We start from the raw sequence: 12,740 nt of genomic DNA, 5'->3' as shown, positions 1-12,740 counted from the left end.
CAGGAGAACAGCATGAAATTCAGTGAACAATGGCTGCGGAGCTGGGTAAACCCGCAGGTTTCCCGCGAGGAGCTGGTTGCTCGTCTGTCCATGGTGGGGCTTGAGGTTGATGCTGTGACGCCCGTTGCTGGCAGCTTCAGCGGTGTGGTTGTTGGTGAGGTCCTCGAAACCGTGCAGCATCCTGATGCCGACAAGCTTCGGGTCTGTCAGGTCAGCAATGGAAGTGAAACCTTTCAGGTCGTCTGCGGAGCCCCGAACGTGCGGCCAGGCCTGAAGATCCCGTTTGCAATGATCGGTGCTCAATTGCCAGGCGACTTCAGGATCAAGAAGGCCAAACTCCGCGGTATCGAATCCAATGGCATGCTTTGCTCGGAAACCGAGCTGCAGGTGGGGAGTGACGATAGCGGACTGATGGAGCTGGCCGGCGATGCGCCGGTCGGTAGTGATTTTCGTGAGTATCTCGGTCTTGACGATGCAAGCATTGAAATCGGTTTGACCCCAAACCGCGGTGATTGCCTCTCCATCGCTGGCTTGGCTCGTGAAGTTGGCGCCATTTATGACTCAGTGGTGAGTCCGGTGCAATTCGCCCTGGCCCCGCTGCACCATGACTACACCTGTCCAGTCGAGGTCCTGGCCCCCAAGGCATGCCCGCGTTATCTCGGGCGTGTTATCCGTAATGTTGATCTGTCGCGCCCGACGCCGCTTTGGATGGTTGAGCGCCTTCGCCGCTCCGATATCCGTAGCATTGATGCGGTCGTCGATGTAACCAACTACGTAATGCTCGAATTGGGTCAGCCCTTGCATGCCTTCGATCTTGCCGAGATCAAGGGCGGTATCCGGGTTCGGATGGCTGAAGAGGGCGAAAAGCTCGTCTTGCTTGACGGTCAAGAGATCGCCCTGCGTGCGGATACGCTCGTTATTGCAGACCATCAGCGCGCTCTTGCCATCGCCGGTGTCATGGGTGGAGAGCACAGCGGCGTAAGCACTGCTACCCAGAATATCTTCCTCGAAAGTGCTTTTTTCGACACCATTGCGCTGGCCGGCAAGGCTCGTTCCTACGGCTTGCACACCGATGCGTCCCATCGCTACGAGCGGGGCGTCGACTCGCAGCTCGCCCGTCAGGCGATGGAGCGCGCAACGAGTTTGCTACTGAATATCGTCGGCGGCGAGGCGGGGCCGATCATTGAGGTGGTCAGCGAAGACGACTTGCCGAAAGTCGCTCCAGTAACTTTACGCGCGGAGCGCATCAACCAGATGCTGGGGCTGGAAATGGATGGCGCCGAAGTGGTGCGCCTGCTGGCATCCTTGGGCTTGGTGGTTACCGAAGAGGCTAAAGGTCGCTGGCAAGTCTGTGTTCCGAGTCACCGCTTCGATATCAGTCTTGAGGTCGATCTGATCGAAGAGCTGGGTCGGCTGTATGGTTATGACCGCTTGCCCGTGCGTTATCCGCAGGCCCGGCTTGCACCTGAGGCAAAGCCCGAGGCTCGTGCCGAGCTTCCTTTGCTTCGGCGTTTACTGGTCGCCCGCGGATATCAGGAGGCGATCACTTACAGCTTCATTGATCCCAAGTTGTTCGAGCTGTTCAGTCCTGACATGAAGCCGTTGCAGCTTGCCAACCCGATCTCCGCTGATATGGCGGCCATGCGCGCGTCGCTTTGGCCAGGGCTGGTCAAGGCGCTGCAGTACAACCTCAACCGGCAGCAACCACGCGTGCGTCTGTTCGAGGCAGGGTTGCGCTTTGTTGGTCAGTTACAAGAGCTTGAGCAGGAAAGCATGCTGGCTGGCGTGTTAACCGGGAGTCGTCAGCCAGAGGGTTGGACGAACTCGCGCGAGGCGGTGGACTTTTACGACATCAAGGCAGATGTCGAGGCGCTGCTTGCTTTTGCCGGAAATGCTGGCGTCTATCGTTTCGTTGCGGGAGAACATCCGGCACTGCACCCGGGGCAGACCGCGCGTATCGAGCGCGACGGCCGACTGGTCGGATTCGTTGGGAGTCTCCATCCTGAGCTGGCAAGCACCCTGGGTATCGATCAGCCGGTCTACATGTTCGAGTTGAAGCTTAGCGAGATTGCCGAGGGGCGGATGCCTTCCTTCACGGAGCTGTCGCGATTCCCGGAAGTCCGGCGTGACCTTGCTGTGCTGGTCGGGCGGGAGATCGCGGCCGAAGACATCCTGAGTTGCATTCGTGATGCTGCGGGCGAGAATCTGACAGACCTCAAGCTATTTGATGTCTATCAGGGGAAAGGTATTGATCCCCTTAGCAAAAGTATGGCAGTCGGCTTGACCTGGCAGCACCCATCGCGCACTCTAAACGACGATGAGGTGAACGGTGCGATGCAGAAAATCCTCACCTCCCTGGAAGAAAGGTTCAACGCCACGTTAAGGAAATAGCGTATGGGGGCTCTGACGAAAGCTGAAATGGCGGAACGTCTATATGAAGAGCTGGGCTTGAATAAGCGCGAGGCCAAGGAACTGGTCGAGCTGTTTTTCGAGGAAATCCGACAGGCGCTCGAGCACAACGAACAGGTCAAGTTGTCCGGCTTCGGCAACTTCGACCTGCGCGATAAACGTCAGCGCCCAGGTCGTAATCCGAAGACGGGTGAGGAAATTCCTATCACGGCGCGTCGTGTGGTGACGTTCCGTCCTGGGCAGAAACTCAAAGCGAGAGTCGAGGCCTATGCTGGAACCAAGCCATAACGACGAGCTTCCTGCCATTCCGGGCAAGCGCTACTTCACCATTGGTGAGGTCAGCGAACTCTGCGCGGTGAAACCCCATGTGCTGCGTTACTGGGAGCAGGAGTTTCCTCAGCTGAACCCGGTGAAGCGTCGTGGTAACAGGCGCTACTATCAGCGGCAAGATGTGTTGATGATCCGTCAGATTCGCGCGCTTCTCTACGACCAGGGTTTCACCATCGGAGGCGCCAGGCAGCGCATGTCCGGTGACGAAGCGCGCGACGACACCACCCAATACAAGCAGCTGATTCGGCAGATGATTTCGGAGCTTGAGGAAGTGCTGCAGGTTCTGAGGAAATAGCTTTACTTGGCTCTAAAAAACTTTCACTTTTTCAGATGCTTAATGTATAGTTCGATCCGCTTTCAGCAGTGCTGACAGCATTCGTCGGGGCGTAGCGCAGCCTGGTAGCGCACTTGCATGGGGTGCAAGGGGTCGAGTGTTCGAATCACTCCGTCCCGACCAAAAAACCCTAGAAAATCCAAGCACTTACGGGTGCTTGGATTTTTTTATGCTCGTCGTTTTTCTGTCTTGGGCTGATTTCCGGTATTTTGGTCACCGTTGGGTCACCGTTAGATCATTTGTGCGTGTTCGAACTGGTGGATTCCATTGCCGAGATGCTTTCGTGTTGTGAAAGTCCTCTGTTTCGTGCCTGTGTGGCATATGACAGAGGGGTAGTGTTTTGAGAATTATTCGTTTGAGGGGTGTGGTTAGCTCCACCGGTTTGGCGAGATCTACAATCTACAAGCTCATCAGTTTGGGGGAGTTTCCCAAACCTGTCCCTCTGGTTGGGCGTAGCGTCGGTTGGATTGAAAGCGAGGTGCACGACTGGATCCTGGCCAGGATTCAGGAGCGCGACCTGACTGAGGGAACTGCTTCGCGTCCCACCGGCCTCTGAGTGTCGCCAGCTAGAACGGACCATCTGCGCAATGGCTGGCTACGGCTGGTCATGGCGCTTATGCCGCGTGGAGAGGTCTGCATTCTCAGCTAACTCTCCCAAAATGTGATCTGGCAAATCCCCTGGCAGGCTTGGCAATATTGCTCGCCATTGCTTGGTTTCGTCGGGGTGGTCTTCTTGGGGGTGAGCTGCTCTCTAGTGATATAGCTAATAGCTACCGACTATCATTATCTATATTTCAATAGTTTATACCATGGCATTGCTGCACAGTACCTACCCACTGCCCAGTCAGGGATAGTCCATCGTAAAAAATCACTAGACCACCTTCTGGTATGCCTTAAACAACGAGGGATACCACCATGAACAATCGCAAGACCTACACCCACCTCCCCCAATCTGACATTGCTCTCCAGATCGAGCGACTTGTCCAGGTCATCGAAGACTCTGACTCACCGGCATACCGAATCAAGCAGACTCGTACGGGTTACGAGCGTGTCGAAGAGACCAGGCTCTCCCGGTACTTGACGCACATCAAGCAGATGGTCGACCTGTTCGATGATCGTGTGCCCTACGACTACAGCGAGCACCTGCAAGCGTTCAGGGCTGCATGTCAGGACATCGGGCTGGAGCGTCACCCTAATGGCCCGGTCTGCCTGAATGAAGGGGGCACTGCCTACCTGGATCATCATCGCAGCATGAACGTCTTGGTCGCCCGGATCCGTCAACTGACTCGTGAACGGTGGTATCGCCGCAAGACAGATGACCACCGCTATCAGGCCAGGAAGCAGGAGATCCAAGTCTGCGACTACGCCGATGCCTTATGTGAGCTCTATTCGCGTATCACCATCGTCAGGGTCGACTTCCATTACCGTGCTGCGGCGCAGGCTAGGCTACGTGCCGAGCACGTATTCGATGACCTGGATGATCTGATCTACGAGCACAGACGGAACCCGATCTTCGAGCATCTCATCGGCCACATTTACTCGGTCGAGCAAGGTGATCACCACGAGGGCAGGGGCTACCACATCCATGCTGCTTACTTCTTCAATGGCAACGAGGTGCGTGGCGATGTCTACAAGACCATCCAGCTAGGCGAGTTGTGGGAAGACATCACCCGTGGCCAGGGCTATTCGCATAGCTGTAACCATGACAAGGAGCAGCATGGAGACGAGTGTGGTATCGGTCGCATCAAGAGGAATGATCGAGGGATTCGGCGCCATGTACACAAGGTGGTGAAGTATCTCGTCAAGGATGCTCAGCATCTGCGCTTGAGGCCCGAGGGAGCTCGATGCCTAAGGACGGGAATGCTCCGATAGTCGAACATCATGGGCGAGGATGGTGTGTCTCAATACCGCATCCATCGTTTGAACGGAAGATCTGTCCACTTTGGTTACATGCCAAAAGTGGACAGGTCGCCATGGCAGGAACGCCTCGCTATGGTCGAGCGATCACCTACCCGGAGGTTTGCCATGTTCACTTTGCTGATCTCGCCTCATGATGTCCTGGCCCTTGTCTGTCTTGTAGCGATCTTGCTCGGACTGGCCAGGCTGGCCTATGGCGGTGCAGTCCAGTGAGCGTCCGGACTTCGATATCGCGGCGGTATCGATCCTGCTAGTCAGGTTGCTCATCGTGAACAGCCTGTCAGACTGCATCTGCTGGGGTTGCTGGGGGCGCTGCTGACTCAGCCCCACAGGTTGTTGCAGATCCGCTGCACAGCCGCGTTGGCCGCTCGGCGATCAAATCCTTCGGGGTCGAAACAGCCACCGGCCCATTCCAGTGCGTTTCGGCCTTCCTCGCTGGCCGGTTGCTGGATCAGTGCCAGAAAATCCAGATAACCCGGCACACCGCCTACATCCTCAGGAGGGCAGGCGCGGGCGCCATCCAGCACCTCGCACCAGGTGCCCGTGAAGTCGCAGGGCTCGATAGTCTCCACGGCGATCACATGCTGCCAGCTATCGCCAAAGTCGTAGAGGTAGCGCAGGCGGTCGCCTTCCTTCAGCATGCGGCGCAGCTTGAACTTGCGGTCATCCAGCGCCTCGTCGTCGTCCATAAATTCCGCATCCAGGGGCATGTAGCGGTTCATCCCCAAACTGAACTCATGCAGATGGCTGCTGTGCCAGCCCATGGCCGCCTGAATGAAGTGGTGCAGTTTACGCAGGGTGCAGTCGCCGCTGACGCGGATGCGCCGCCAGATCGGCGGATCGAGCTGCAGCGGCTCCAGCTGGATATGCAGGGTGTAGAGCATCGGTTGCGTGGCCATGTCTTTATCCTTGCTCAGTGATACAGCCACGGCTGCAGTTCATCCAGATTGGCGACGACAATCTGCTGCGCCGTCGCCTTGGCATGCACCTTGGTCGGGTCGATCTGATAGCGCTGCAGCACGTATTGCACCAGAGCGCCGCGGGTTTCGATTACCAGCCGGCCATCCTGCATGCCGTAGTCGGCCTCGATGATGGCGCGTTGCTCTGGTTTCAGGCGCGAGTCGGGCTCGATGATCACCGGCAGTGATGTGGCCCAGCCCGGATCACTCTCGCGGCCGTGATCGGTCGGATCATCCATCAGTTCCGGTATGCCCCGGAAGCGGCTCAGAACGAAGTCACGATAATCCCGATTCTTCTCGCAATAGGCCCGCACATGCCAGCGCATGCCGGTGTAAACCAGGGTGTGCGGGGCGATCAGGCGGGTTTCGCCATCGGGCGTGGTGAAGGACACGTACTCGCATTCCAGGCGCAGCCCCTCCCGGCAGGCTTTGAGCAGCGGGCGCAGCACTTCCGGCCTTACCGAGCGATCCGGCACTGCCAGTACCTCTGTGTGTGCATAGGCCAGTGCCAGGCCCTCGATATGCGGGGCGCGCTCATGGTTCTGGTTGAGCAGGTGCAGATAGGCGCTGGCGCTGTCGTCGATGAACAGCGGTTGGAAGCGTCGGCTCGGGACGTACCCCTTCAAATGCTTGTCATATTCGAGGTTCTTCGGCGCGTGTTCGCTGATGTAGGTGTTGATGTCCTTCGACGCCTGCTGGCGGCTGATGCCGAAGCTCTGCATTAGGTGATTGGTGGTCAGGCGGCCCTCCCACCAGGCCACTGTCTCGATCAGGCGATAGCGCAGGGCCAGATCCCAGCGCACGGACTCGATTGACTGCTTGCGTTTCATGGCCCCTCCATCTGCTCGAAAACTTTACCTGTACAGGCAAACACTCTAGATACGTCTAGTCACGCTACATATCTTGATTCGCACAAGCAAGTCGGCAGCGCCGGCCAATCCAGGAAGAGCAATCAAGGAGTAGCAACATGGCATTGATCAACTGTGAAGAATGCGACCGCATGGCCAGCGACCAGGCTGCAGCCTGCCCGCACTGTGGGGCGCCTATCGCTAAGCAGCCGGCACCTGTTCAAGCCCAACCCAGGGTGCAGGTTATCCGCAGCGTTGGCTTCTGGCTCGGCGTGGGCGTTTTTCTGTTCCCGGTCGTTTTTGCCTGGTTCTTGCTGCGCCAAGGGCATAGCACCACGAGCCGGGTAATTGGCTTTTCATGGTTGGCGTTGGCGCTGTTTCTTATGGCTGGGCACGAGCGGAGCGATACGCGGTCAGCGGCGGCCACCACCAGCCGGAGTCAGCCAGCAAAGGTGTCGGCGTCTGCCGAACCACTGCGCGAAATCAGCGCTCAGCAACTGGCTCAGGCGTATGACCGCAATACGGTCGCAGCCGATCAGCAGTTCAAAGGTAAGCGCTTCAAGGTCACTGGCGTGGTGGAGTCGATCAATACCGATTTGTTCGGTAATCCTTACGTCACCCTGCGTGGCGGGGTAAACCAGTTCATGGAGCCGCAATTCCAGCTCGATGACGCCCATGCCAACTACGCCGCAGGCCTGCAGAGCGGTATGCGCATCAGCTTGATCTGCATTGGGGGCGGTGATGTGGCCAAGACGCCAATGTCCAAGGACTGCGCTCCCGCCAACTGAGTCTTCAGCGTGATTTCACTGGGCAGATAAATCCGTCTTAATCCTGCTCAATCAGCTAAGATCTGTGCTTCCTATTCGATATGGATCTGGAAATGACCGATCGGTGGTTGAGCGTAGAGGAAATTGGCGAACACTTGGGCGTGAGTAAGGACACTGTCTATGCATGGATCGCAAAGCGGCACATGCCCGCGCACAAGGTGGGGCGGCTCTGGAAATTCCAGAAGGCTGAGGTCGACGCGTGGGTTAAAGCTGGCGGTGCCAGTGATGATGTCGCCTCGGAGTCGGCGCATGGCTGATCCATACCGCTTGTCATTCACCACAGGTGGGCTCTTCATTCAGGAGTCACCGCCTGTGGCTGAGCTTTTCCTCATGAAGCGTGACTGGCAAGAGGCTCGTGATCAGGTTCGTGAGATGAACCTGCTGCAAGTACGTACTGCAGCAGCTGCCACGCGTATTAGTAAAGAGATTGTCGCCCGATTGGAGCACCTGGATGTAGGTGAGCTTGAGGCCTTGGTTGAGGGGAACAGGAAAGATCAGGGATACCTTCTCTGGGCTGCCTGTTCCCGGCGCTACACCTTTATCCGCGAGTTCGCGATGGAGGTGCTTCGTGAGCATCTACTGATGAGGCGGCGCGTCCTATCCTCGGTCGACTTCGACGCATTCTGGAGCAGGAAGGCTCTATGGCACGTTGAGCTAGATCAGATCGCTGAGTCGACGCAAAAAAAGCTCAAACAGAACCTCTTTCGGATGTTACGAGAGGCGGATCTGATTGGTGATTCGCTACAAATTCAGCCGGCCCTATTGTCGCCGGCGTTGGCCCAGCTGCTGGCCAAAAGGGGTAAGGAAGAGTTGCTGATCTACCCCGTAACTGATCAGGAGATTACGCGTTGGCTTCAATGAACCGGAAAATCAGCGAGCAGCCAATGGCCGCTCGCTTCGATCATTTGCTAGGCGTAATCAGTGGTCAGCGTTTCCTTGAAATGAGGGGGCTGAACAACGATCTGCCCTTTTACATCTGCGAGTTCAAGGCTGCTGAAGCGGTGGAGATGGAGCGTGTACGCCGGCAGCTGGTAACGCGACTGGCGAACATGAGCATTCCCTGTCTCCAGGGACGAGGCATCCATGTCCTGGACATCAACCTGTATGACTTGTCCGTTGAGCTGCTCAAGGCCCGGGAGGGCAGCAGTGAAGAGGGCAACCTCTGGGATGACCTTCTCGCCATTGAGCAGGAGGTAGAGAAAGAACAGCTGTTGGAGACTCTGCAGAACGTCTTGGGCATCGAGGAGTATCTGATCCCCGCTATCGGCGAGCGACTGGCAGTTGCTGAGTACGACGTTCTATTCCTCTCCGGCATCGGTGAGGTGTTCCCCTACATCCGTTCACACAACGTGCTGAACAACCTGCAAAGCACGGCCAAGTCCAAGCCCACCGTTATGTTCTTTCCCGGCGAGTACCGGTACTCGCTGGAGCAGGGGGCATCGCTGGAGCTGTTTGGCTTGCTGCATGACGACAAGTACTACCGCGCATTCAACATTTTCGAGACTCAGGCCTGAGGAAGCAGTAGATGGAACTCAACGGCATTTTCCTGAACCCCGTCAGCCGTCCTATTGAAGGGGTGATCAAAGCTGATGATGAAGCCAGCCTTTACAACGAGCTGAGCGAGTATGTGCTGACTGACGAGGTCGCCAAGCGCCTGGAGCACTTCCTTGATGCTTACACTGACTATCATGGCGCCAATGGCGTGTGGGTGTCTGGCTTCTTCGGGTCGGGTAAATCTCACTTGTTGAAGATGCTGGCGCTTCTGTTGGAAAACCGCCGCATCGATGGCTCCTCTGCCCTGGATATCTTCCTGCCCAAGATCCACGAGGACGATGCACTCCTGCGCAGCAAGCTCAAGCAGGCTGTCGCCATTCCTTCGAAGAGCATCCTGTTTAACATCGACCAGAAGGCCGACATCATCAGCAAGACGCAGATCGATGCCTTGCTGTCGGTCTTCGTCAAGGTCTTCAACGAGATGTGCGGCTACTTCGGCAAGCAGGGCTACATTGCCCAGTTCGAACGAGATCTCGACAGCCGCGAGCAGTTCGACGCCTTTAAGGACGCCTATCAGATCATCGCCAAAAAGCCATGGGAGCGTGGTCGCGAGCAGGCCCTGCTGGAGTCCGGCAACATTGCCAAGGCCTATGCACAGATCACCGGTGAAGATCCGACTCTGGCCAAGGGAATTCTCGACAAGTACCGCACCCAGTACAGCGTCTCAATTGAGGACTTCGGCAACCAGGTCAAAGCCTGGCTAGACAAGCAGCCGGCCAATTTTCGCCTGAATTTCTTCGTCGATGAGGTAGGCCAATACATCGCCGAAAACACCAAGCTGATGACCAACCTGCAGACAGTCGCCGAAAGCCTGGCGACTAAGTGCCAGGGGAGGGCTTGGATCATCGTCACCGCCCAGGAGGATATGAACTCCGTGCTCGGTGACATGAGCAAGCAGCAGAGTAACGACTTCACCAAGATCCAGGCTCGCTTTGCCAACCGTCTCAAGCTCACCAGTGCTGACGTAGCTGAGGTGATCCAGAAGCGTCTGCTGACCAAGAACGATAGCGGTGCAGATCTGCTGAAAACTGTTTACGACCAGCAGTTCAACAACTTCAAGACGCTGTTTGAGTTCGCCGATGGCGGCCAGCATTACCAGAACTTCCGAGATCTGGAGCATTTCACCTACTGCTATCCGTTTGTGCCCTATCAGTTCCCGCTATTCCAGTCGGCCATCCGTGGCATTTCTTTGCACAACGGCTTTGAAGGTAAGGCCAACTCGGTAGGTGAGCGCTCCATGCTCGGCGTGTTCCGCGAGGTGGCCATCGCGATTGATAACGAGCCGGTTGGGCAGCTGGCCACCTTTGATCGAATGTTTGAAGGCATTCGTGGCGCGCTGAAAAGCGCGATCCAGAGTGCGATCAACACTGCCGAGCACCACCTGGGCGACGAGTACGCCGTTCGCGTCCTGAAGGCTCTTTTCCTGGTCAAGTACGTCAAGGAGTTCAAGGCCACCCTGCGCAACCTCAGTGTGTTGATGCTGGAGCGTTTTGGCGAGGACGTGCCCGCCCAACGCAAGAAGCTGGAAGCTGCACTCAACCTGCTTGAGCAGCAGACCTACATTCAGCGTAACGGCGACCTCTACGAGTACCTTACAGACGAAGAGAAGGACATTGAGGAGGAGATCAAAAACACCGAGGTGGAGTCTGCGGATATCCTCAAGGAGTTGGAGGTCCTACTGTTTGATGGGGTAATCAAGCAGCGCAAGATCCGCTACGAGAACGGCCAGGATTACTCCTATACCCGCAAGATGGATGATCGGGTGCTCAGCCGGGAGCATGAACTCACCATCCACGTCGTAACACCGCTCAGCGACAACTTCGACAATCTCACCGTGCAGCGCATGCAAAGCATGGGGCGTGATGAGCTGCGTGTCGTGCTGCCTGCCGATGCGCGTTTCATGCAAGACCTGACCATGTACAAACGCACGGAGACGTACATTCGTCAGAACAGCAGCACTCAACAGGAGGCGGTGAAACGAATCCTAGACTCCAAGAGCTTCCAAAACACCGAGCGCCTTGCGGATATCCAGGAGCGTGCCAAGCAACTGTTGGCAGGTGCCCAGCTGATCATCAATGCTGCCGACATCGAAGCCCCTAGCACCGATGGGCAGACACGCATACTGAAAGGTTTCTACCAGCTCATCGAAACCACCTATCCGAACCTGCGTATGTTGCGGGATGTGCCCTTCAGCGAGGCTGATATCGGCAAGTACTTACGCCAGGGGCAGGACGGACTGCTTGGCAATGATGCCACCAGCCTGAGTGAGCCCGAACAGGAGCTGTTGGCTTTTATCCAGACCAATGCTCGCAGTGGCGTTCGCACAACGGTCAAAAGCCTGCTGGAGCGCTTTGAGCGCAAGAGTTACGGCTGGTACTACGCCGCAATTCTCTGCAACCTCGCCCTGCTTTGCGCGCGAGGAAAGGTAGAGGTGCGTCAGGACAGCAATCCCCTGGAAGGGGATCTGCTGGAGCGCAGCCTGCGCAATACCAATGCCCATGCCACCTTAGTACTGGAGCCGCAGATTGAGTTCAGCGCTTCCCAGGTACGTGCGCTGAAGGATTTCTTCGCGGACTTCTTTGACCAGCCGGCCAGCAGCAATGAAGCCCGCGCTCTGGCGCGTGAAACCATAGATGCCATCAAGGAGCTTGAGATCGATCTGGCTGAGTTGCATGGTCAGAAAGTGCAGTATCCCTTCCTCAGTGCCTTGGACGGTGTGCTGGCGACTCTCAAGGAAATAGCTGCCAAGAATCCAGCCTGGTTCCTGACGGATCTGTCCCGCGCAGAAGATGCGCTGCTAGAAGCCAAAGAGCAGGTCATCGACCCTGTGCAGCGCTTTATGAAAAGCCCGCAGAAAGAGATCTACGATCTGGCTCGTCTGCTGGTGCAAGAGCAGCAAGAGAATTTTGCCTACGTCGGCTCGGCGGAAGTTGACGCCATTCGAGCCGTGCTTGCAGATGCAAAGCCCTGGCAAGGCAATCGTCTTCAACAAGCTCGGCAGCAGTTGGAGGCGCTTCAGCTTGCCATTGCCAACCAACTGGCCAGCGAGCAAAAAGCCAGTGAGCAGTTGCTCGACGATCTGGAGCAGCGCCTGCAGGGCGCCGAGGGTTACGCGGCTCTTGACGCTGGGCAGAAACAGCAGTTCTCAGCCCCCTTCGCACAGGCTAAGCAGCAGCTGAAAGGGCAAAAGCTCATTGCGGTCATTCGTGACCAGCGCAATCGCTTTGAGGACGAGCAATACCCTCAGCTGTTGCTCAAGCTCGATCAGCTGGCGCGTCCCAAGCCGGCCCCTTCTGAGCCGCCTGCGGCATCTAGCCGACCGGAGAGCACTCAAGCGCCAAGCACTGACATGCCTAAGCAGCCGGAGATGGAGGTGGCGGAACCGCGCATTGTGCAGTCTCGTCACATCAAAGTCGGCTACGCAAAGCCCTGGTTGACCAGTGAAGCCGAGCTAGACGAATACCTGCAGAAGCAACGTGAAGCCTGGCTGAAGGAAATCCAGGCTGGCAACCGAGTGCAGATCTGACACGGAATAAATACAACTGGCCCGTCAGGTGCGAGG

General features: G+C 56.9%; 12 protein-coding genes and 1 tRNA gene. 11 read left to right on the top strand and 2 right to left on the bottom strand.

All coding sequences use genetic code 11. The features are described 5' to 3' along the window. Nucleotides 1-12: 12 nt before the first annotated feature. The 6 genes from pheT to VF716_RS00100 all read left to right on the top strand — a co-directional run bounded on the left by pheT (nucleotide 13) and on the right by VF716_RS00100 (nucleotide 4,945). Nucleotides 13-2,391: a phenylalanine--tRNA ligase subunit beta gene (pheT, locus tag VF716_RS00125; RefSeq protein WP_049325849.1), complete on the top strand. Its 2,379-nt coding sequence runs from the start codon at nucleotides 13-15 to the stop codon at nucleotides 2,389-2,391. 3 nt (nucleotides 2,392-2,394) lie between these two features. Further along, a complete protein-coding gene (ihfA, locus tag VF716_RS00120; protein WP_011913482.1) occupies nucleotides 2,395-2,697 on the top strand; it encodes an integration host factor subunit alpha in 303 nt (100 codons plus the stop codon). After that, nucleotides 2,678-3,034, top strand: a complete 357-nt coding sequence (locus VF716_RS00115) for a MerR family transcriptional regulator (protein ID WP_011913481.1) — start codon at nucleotides 2,678-2,680, stop codon at nucleotides 3,032-3,034. Before ihfA ends, VF716_RS00115 begins: the two co-directional genes overlap by 20 nt. A gap of 85 nt (nucleotides 3,035-3,119) precedes the next feature. Continuing rightward, nucleotides 3,120-3,196, top strand: a tRNA-Pro gene (locus VF716_RS00110). Nucleotides 3,197-3,413: 217 nt separating this feature from the next. Beyond that, the gene (locus tag VF716_RS00105; RefSeq protein WP_024915821.1) at nucleotides 3,414-3,629 is read left to right on the top strand and encodes an AlpA family transcriptional regulator; all 216 of its coding nucleotides are present in this window, start codon (nucleotides 3,414-3,416) and stop codon (nucleotides 3,627-3,629) included. 359 nt (nucleotides 3,630-3,988) lie between these two features. After that, nucleotides 3,989-4,945, top strand: coding sequence for an inovirus-type Gp2 protein (locus tag VF716_RS00100; protein WP_074859101.1), 957 nt, complete (start codon nucleotides 3,989-3,991; stop codon nucleotides 4,943-4,945). A 365-nt stretch (nucleotides 4,946-5,310) separates the two neighbouring features. Here VF716_RS00100 and VF716_RS00095 read toward each other — a convergent pair whose 3' ends face one another. Together VF716_RS00095 and VF716_RS00090 are read right to left on the bottom strand one after the other, a co-directional pair. Beyond that, nucleotides 5,311-5,889: a plasmid pRiA4b ORF-3 family protein gene (locus tag VF716_RS00095; RefSeq protein ID WP_074859107.1), complete on the bottom strand. Its 579-nt coding sequence runs from the start codon at nucleotides 5,887-5,889 to the stop codon at nucleotides 5,311-5,313. 14 nt (nucleotides 5,890-5,903) lie between these two features. After that, nucleotides 5,904-6,779: a helix-turn-helix transcriptional regulator gene (locus tag VF716_RS00090; protein ID WP_033997851.1), complete on the bottom strand. Its 876-nt coding sequence runs from the start codon at nucleotides 6,777-6,779 to the stop codon at nucleotides 5,904-5,906. A 137-nt stretch (nucleotides 6,780-6,916) separates the two neighbouring features. Here VF716_RS00090 and VF716_RS00085 point away from each other — a divergent pair, with 137 nt between their 5' ends. The 5 genes from VF716_RS00085 to brxC all read left to right on the top strand — a co-directional run bounded on the left by VF716_RS00085 (nucleotide 6,917) and on the right by brxC (nucleotide 12,704). Further along, the gene (locus VF716_RS00085; RefSeq protein ID WP_074859110.1) at nucleotides 6,917-7,585 is read left to right on the top strand and encodes an OB-fold protein; all 669 of its coding nucleotides are present in this window, start codon (nucleotides 6,917-6,919) and stop codon (nucleotides 7,583-7,585) included. A gap of 92 nt (nucleotides 7,586-7,677) precedes the next feature. Further along, nucleotides 7,678-7,881 (top strand): methylation-associated defense system helix-turn-helix domain-containing protein MAD1, encoded by a 204-nt coding sequence (gene mads1 / locus VF716_RS00080; RefSeq protein ID WP_069953197.1) that lies wholly within the window; start codon nucleotides 7,678-7,680, stop codon nucleotides 7,879-7,881. Then, nucleotides 7,874-8,485 (top strand): DUF1819 family protein, encoded by a 612-nt coding sequence (locus VF716_RS00075; RefSeq protein ID WP_025297449.1) that lies wholly within the window; start codon nucleotides 7,874-7,876, stop codon nucleotides 8,483-8,485. Before mads1 ends, VF716_RS00075 begins: the two co-directional genes overlap by 8 nt. 23 nt (nucleotides 8,486-8,508) lie before the next feature. After that, the gene (locus VF716_RS00070) at nucleotides 8,509-9,138 is read left to right on the top strand and encodes a DUF1788 domain-containing protein (RefSeq protein WP_209375533.1); all 630 of its coding nucleotides are present in this window, start codon (nucleotides 8,509-8,511) and stop codon (nucleotides 9,136-9,138) included. 11 nt (nucleotides 9,139-9,149) lie between these two features. After that, complete coding sequence (brxC, locus tag VF716_RS00065; protein WP_440551174.1) at nucleotides 9,150-12,704, top strand: BREX system P-loop protein BrxC; 3,555 nt, start codon at nucleotides 9,150-9,152, stop codon at nucleotides 12,702-12,704. Nucleotides 12,705-12,740: the final 36 nt, after the last annotated feature.

This window comes from Stutzerimonas sp. Brlt_14 (genome assembly GCF_051948915.1).
GTDB lineage: Bacteria > Pseudomonadota > Gammaproteobacteria > Pseudomonadales > Pseudomonadaceae > Stutzerimonas > Stutzerimonas stutzeri.
This window is presented reverse-complemented; position numbering and strand designations above follow the sequence as displayed.

Bases quoted from the DNA above. Each gene is read 5' to 3' on its own strand.
- pheT (WP_049325849.1), top strand. From the start codon at position 13: ATGAAATTCAGTGAACAATGGCTGCGGAGCTGGGTAAACCCGCAGGTT.
- ihfA (WP_011913482.1), top strand. From the start codon at position 2,395: ATGGGGGCTCTGACGAAAGCTGAAATGGCGGAACGTCTATATGAAGAG.
- VF716_RS00115 (WP_011913481.1), top strand. From the start codon at position 2,678: ATGCTGGAACCAAGCCATAACGACGAGCTTCCTGCCATTCCGGGCAAG.
- VF716_RS00100 (WP_074859101.1), top strand. From the start codon at position 3,989: ATGAACAATCGCAAGACCTACACCCACCTCCCCCAATCTGACATTGCT.
- VF716_RS00095 (WP_074859107.1), bottom strand. From the start codon at position 5,889: ATGGCCACGCAACCGATGCTCTACACCCTGCATATCCAGCTGGAGCCG.
- VF716_RS00090 (WP_033997851.1), bottom strand. From the start codon at position 6,779: ATGAAACGCAAGCAGTCAATCGAGTCCGTGCGCTGGGATCTGGCCCTG.
- VF716_RS00085 (WP_074859110.1), top strand. From the start codon at position 6,917: ATGGCATTGATCAACTGTGAAGAATGCGACCGCATGGCCAGCGACCAG.
- mads1 (WP_069953197.1), top strand. From the start codon at position 7,678: ATGACCGATCGGTGGTTGAGCGTAGAGGAAATTGGCGAACACTTGGGC.
- VF716_RS00075 (WP_025297449.1), top strand. From the start codon at position 7,874: ATGGCTGATCCATACCGCTTGTCATTCACCACAGGTGGGCTCTTCATT.
- VF716_RS00070 (WP_209375533.1), top strand. From the start codon at position 8,509: ATGGCCGCTCGCTTCGATCATTTGCTAGGCGTAATCAGTGGTCAGCGT.
- brxC (WP_440551174.1), top strand. From the start codon at position 9,150: ATGGAACTCAACGGCATTTTCCTGAACCCCGTCAGCCGTCCTATTGAA.